3 protein-coding genes are annotated in these 2,275 nt (G+C 67.5%); 2 read left to right on the top strand and 1 reads right to left on the bottom strand.

Features of this window, described 5'->3' with window-relative positions; all coding sequences use genetic code 11:
• Nucleotides 1-43: 43 nt before the first annotated feature.
• The gene (locus Q0Y09_RS11380; protein ID WP_297721674.1) at nucleotides 44-490 is read right to left on the bottom strand and encodes a hypothetical protein; all 447 of its coding nucleotides are present in this window, start codon (nucleotides 488-490) and stop codon (nucleotides 44-46) included.
• 81 nt (nucleotides 491-571) lie between these two features.
• On the opposite strand from Q0Y09_RS11380, the gene Q0Y09_RS11385 reads away from it, so the two are divergent.
• Together Q0Y09_RS11385 and Q0Y09_RS11390 are read left to right on the top strand one after the other, a co-directional pair.
• The gene (locus Q0Y09_RS11385) at nucleotides 572-1,252 is read left to right on the top strand and encodes a DUF2461 domain-containing protein (protein ID WP_297721678.1); all 681 of its coding nucleotides are present in this window, start codon (nucleotides 572-574) and stop codon (nucleotides 1,250-1,252) included.
• A 108-nt stretch (nucleotides 1,253-1,360) separates the two neighbouring features.
• Entirely contained in the window at nucleotides 1,361-2,092 is a 732-nt protein-coding gene (locus Q0Y09_RS11390) for a polysaccharide deacetylase family protein (protein WP_297721682.1), read from the top strand.
• Nucleotides 2,093-2,275 lie beyond the last annotated feature (183 nt).

Here is a 2,275-nt window from a genome sequence, read left to right on the forward strand (position 1 = left end):
CCCCCCCGCCCCCCCCCGGCTCGGCTTATCGAAAAACCCCTGCTCAGAGGCGGCAGGCGATCTCCTGCGTCTGGCCGGCGCAGGTGCAGCGGCCCCGCAGGAGGATGGTACGGTCAGGCTCCCCGGCGGGCTCCCGCCAGGTGAACAGGGCCCGGCCCCCGGCGGCCAGACCGGCCAGCTCCGGCGTCCGGGCCGGCTGGCCCTCCACCCGCAGGCTGTCCGGCAGGATGGCTCCGCCGGGCTCCACCCCCACCCACTCCATGGGCAGGGAGGAGTGGTTGCAGACCGTCACCGCCCGGACGAGGGCCTCCCCGTCGGGCCAGACCTTGGTTTCCCCGGCCAGCTCCACGAAGTGGAGAAGGGCTTCCCCGCCGGGGGAGAAGACCCCCAGCAGACGGCGGGGGCCGTCGGCGGCCTCCAGCCGGAGCTCCCCCTCCCACCGGCAGCGCAGGGCCTCCGGCGGGTGGAGACAAAAGACACATTGATCCATGCAGTATCCCTCCGTTCCATCCTATGCCGCCGGCGCTCCGCCGTGCGGCGGAGGGACGGGGGAGAGAGGAGAACAAAAGACATGTTTGAGGGTTTTTCAGACCGGACCGTGGACTTTATGTGGGGCATCCGGTTCAACAATGAAAAAAGCTGGTTTGAAGCGCACAAGGAGGACTACCTCCGGGACCTCTACCGCCCCATGGCGGCCCTCAACCGGGAGGTGTGGGAACGGCTGAGCGCCGCCGCTCCCGACCTGGCCCTGGTGGGAAAGGTGAGCCGCATCTACCGGGACGCCCGGCGGCTCCATGGCCGGGGACCGTACAAGGACCACCTGTGGTGGAGCATCCAGCGGCCCGCCGAGGAGGAATTTTCCCGCCGGCCTGTGTTCTGGTTTGAGCTGGAGCCGGAGGGCTGGTCCTACGGCATGGGCTACTACCAGGCCCCGCCGGCCACCATGGCCAAGCTGCGCCGTCGGCTGGACACCCGGCCCGCCCCCTTTGAAAAGCTGGCCCGGCAGCTCAAAAAGGAGGGCCGCTTCACCCTGGAGACCGAGCCCTACAAGCGGCCCAAGGGCAGCCTGAGCCCTCTGCTGGACCCCTGGTACAACGCCCGCAGCTTCGTCCTACACCGGGAACACCAGGGCCATCAGCCCATTCTCTACTCCCACGACCTGGCGGACCTGGTGGGGGAGGACCTGGAGCGGCTGCTGCCCGTCTACCGCTATATCCTCTCGGTGGAGGCCGATCCCGACCCGCGAAATTGAGCGCAAAAAATTACCAGAGAGACAAGGCCGCCCGCCGGATATACTGTTTGGGAACAAACAAAAAGAGCCTGTCGATGTGATCCACAGGCTGGGGAAAGGTGGGCGGTCATGTTGCGGAGCGGGGTGAAGTACCGTGCGATGTCGGCTCTGGGGCTTTTGCTGCTCACCGTCTGGGCGGCGGCGCCCTGGGTGGCGTCGGCAGCGGTGCCGGCGGCGGCCTGGACATCGGCGGATGACCCCAAGCTCATCGCCATCACCTTTGACGACGGCCCCCGGCGCTCCACCACCACCGCCCTGCTGGACGGCCTGGCCCAGCGGGGGGTGAAGGCGACCTTCTTCCTCATCGGGGCCCAGCTGGAGCACAACGAGGACCTCATCCGCCGCATGGACGCCGAGGGCCACCAGATCGGCATCCACACCTATGACCACGTCTCCCTCGCCGGCCTTTCCAAGGCCGACTTTGACGCCCAGGTGGCCGTCACCCGGCAGAAGCTCATGGACATCCTGGGCCACGACGGCTTTCTCCTCCGCCCGCCCTATGGGGCGGTGGACGCCGCCGTCCGGCGAAACGCCGGCTGCCCCATCATCCTGTGGTCCATCGACCCGGAGGACTGGAAGGACCGGAACGCCGCCCGGGAGGTGGAGCACGCAGCCGCCAACGCCCGGGACGGGTCCATCCTCCTCCTCCACGACATCTTTCCCGAGAGTGTGGAGGCCGCCCTGGCCATCGTGGACCGGCTCCACGCCCAGGGCTACCTCTTCGTCACGGTGGAGGAGCTCTTCGCCGCCCGCCATGTCCCCCTGGAGGCGGGCGAGGTCTACCGTGCGGCCTACCCATAATAAAACGGACGGGAGCGATTTTACAGAATCGCTCCCGTCCGTTTGAGCCTGTCGACAAAGTCGACAGGCTCTCTCAAAAATGCAAGCATTTTTTCGAAGGGATGCAGGCCGCTGCAGCGCACGGCGCAGCCGAAGAGACTGCGCCGCACGTTTGCGGCCTGAGCAGTGTTTTTTCCGACGCGC

This window comes from Intestinimonas sp. (assembly GCF_026169115.1).
In the GTDB taxonomy this organism is placed as follows: domain Bacteria; phylum Bacillota; class Clostridia; order Oscillospirales; family Oscillospiraceae; genus Intestinimonas.

What these genes read in the sequence shown, in the direction of transcription:
- Q0Y09_RS11380 (WP_297721674.1), bottom strand. Translation starts at nt 490, where the DNA reads ATGGATCAATGTGTCTTTTGTCTCCACCCGCCGGAGGCCCTGCGCTGC.
- Q0Y09_RS11385 (WP_297721678.1), top strand. Translation starts at nt 572, where the DNA reads ATGTTTGAGGGTTTTTCAGACCGGACCGTGGACTTTATGTGGGGCATC.
- Q0Y09_RS11390 (WP_297721682.1), top strand. Translation starts at nt 1,361, where the DNA reads ATGTTGCGGAGCGGGGTGAAGTACCGTGCGATGTCGGCTCTGGGGCTT.